This window comes from Corynebacterium yonathiae, from assembly GCF_027570195.1.
Classification (GTDB): domain Bacteria; phylum Actinomycetota; class Actinomycetes; order Mycobacteriales; family Mycobacteriaceae; genus Corynebacterium; species Corynebacterium yonathiae.
Genome location: NZ_JAKMUZ010000038.1, coordinates 1 through 1,795 on the forward strand (window position 1 = coordinate 1; position 1,795 = coordinate 1,795).

At 50.7% G+C, this 1,795-nt stretch carries 1 protein-coding gene; it reads right to left on the reverse strand.

Annotation, left to right across the window (positions count from 1 at the left end):
• The coding region (locus L8V22_RS11545; protein ID WP_269966562.1) for a transposase at positions 1 to 354 on the reverse strand (354 nt) is incomplete at its 3' end.
• Positions 355 to 1,795: the final 1,441 nt, after the last annotated feature.

The following is a 1,795-nucleotide window of genomic DNA, read 5'->3' on the forward strand; positions in this document are numbered from 1 at the left end:
CGGAACCATAGTCGGCAAGAATGTTCCCGCCCGATCTCTCGGCACATCAACGGTAACTGGCCCGTAGTTAGAATCCACGGTCTTTGGATACGACCCGTTGCGGTAATTATCTGTCCCAGCAGCAGCTTTGCCGTTCCTGTCGCCAGACTCGTAGCCTAGGTGGGCATCCATTTCAGCATTCAAACCCCTAGTAATCGAGGCTTGCAGCATACCTCGAACCAGGTCATTGGCATCCGTTGTTGACGTGCCTAGGTCGTCAATTAGTTTTGCGATTCCAGGGTTAGCAAGAAGCTTCTGTTCAATCGCATCAATCTTGGCCTTATCAGCCGGATCTCGTCTCGCCACAGTAGTCATTCTGGTCCATCTCCTTGTGCAGGTTAGGTACCCACACACAAACCATCAGACACTCTCCAACTGAGCGACCGCTCTCTACAAAAATCAGTGGAGGGCCCTTTAGACAACAAGGGTTTCCCTTGCGACACACTTTCCGTAGGGATATTTTTATTTGACCCCATGTGCTGGCCTACACCCCACCAGATGCAGACCACATCCTTTACCAAGTCTGCATTGGCGCCACCTACACCGCGGCTACTGCATACCTACCATGCACTGCACGTCACGAGCATCGCTCCCCGTTAAGATCCTACTTATATGCCAACGGCCTACACAGAGATATAAGAGTATGTGACGAGATCTAGCGTCCACATATACCGCAAGTTTCTCTTTCTAACCTCCTTCAGACCGCTATCATCCGACTCAGACATCGAAGGGAACGAGCTAACCCAAGCTACAATAACTCTGTCCTACGTCAAGGTGGTGCAACAATCTTCTGAACTCAAGATAGCAATTGTTTTAGTAAACGCTTTGTTTACTTCGGAGGCACTACATAGCGTATGGTTCGCTCTACTTGAGCGCCCATTTGCAGACTGGTTATCAACACCTAGGCTAAGATCAGCTACACAATGACGTAGTACCGCCTAGTCGGAAATCATGACCGTAGGATAGACATACCGCTTGCGGGCGCGCTTCGCGTGCCACGAGGTCGACGTTGCGAGTGATCGCGACGTAGTGCAGCAGCGACTTCTTTTTCGACTCGTATTTAGCCTGGGAAAATAAAGGTTGATAAATCCTTTCAGGACACACGTACGTAGCCTCATCACCGGGATAGCAACTACGCAACCACCCGCACATCTGCTGCGGCAAGTACCTATCTTTCACCATCGCCCAGACCGTCTCACGCAAACGTGAATTGGCATCAATCTTGCGCTTCCGGCGTAAACATACTCGACGCCGATTTACGGTGCGCATACGTGGGAAGATACACCCCAAACTCGTCCCGGTTACGTTAAAGCTTCTTGCTGATAGTGCTTGCAGAGTACTGAAAACGCCAAGCTGTCTCACACACGCTTTTACCCTGCCGGTCAAGATCAAAGATGAGCTCACGCCTTCTACCTACAGGTAGCGCGAAGAAATACGCCTATCAATACGCTCTTGTGGAATAGCCGGGCCAGGGACCGCTTGGCGGCCACCGAGACACGGAATTACTTACATAAGCCTGTTATACAGCGCCAAGTCCGGGCTTGCCGGGACAAAGGCACATGCCCAGTGGAAATTTTAATAACTTCTGGTCCATATCAGCAACATCACGCGGATGAATACCACAAGCTAAAGCTGCATCTTTCGACCTAAACATTCACGCAGCTGCATATAACCACACCGGCGCGTAGTTACACATCTTCGCGAGCATGCGGATTGCGCTTCCACAAACCAAGCTCATTACCAGTCCGATAAACCG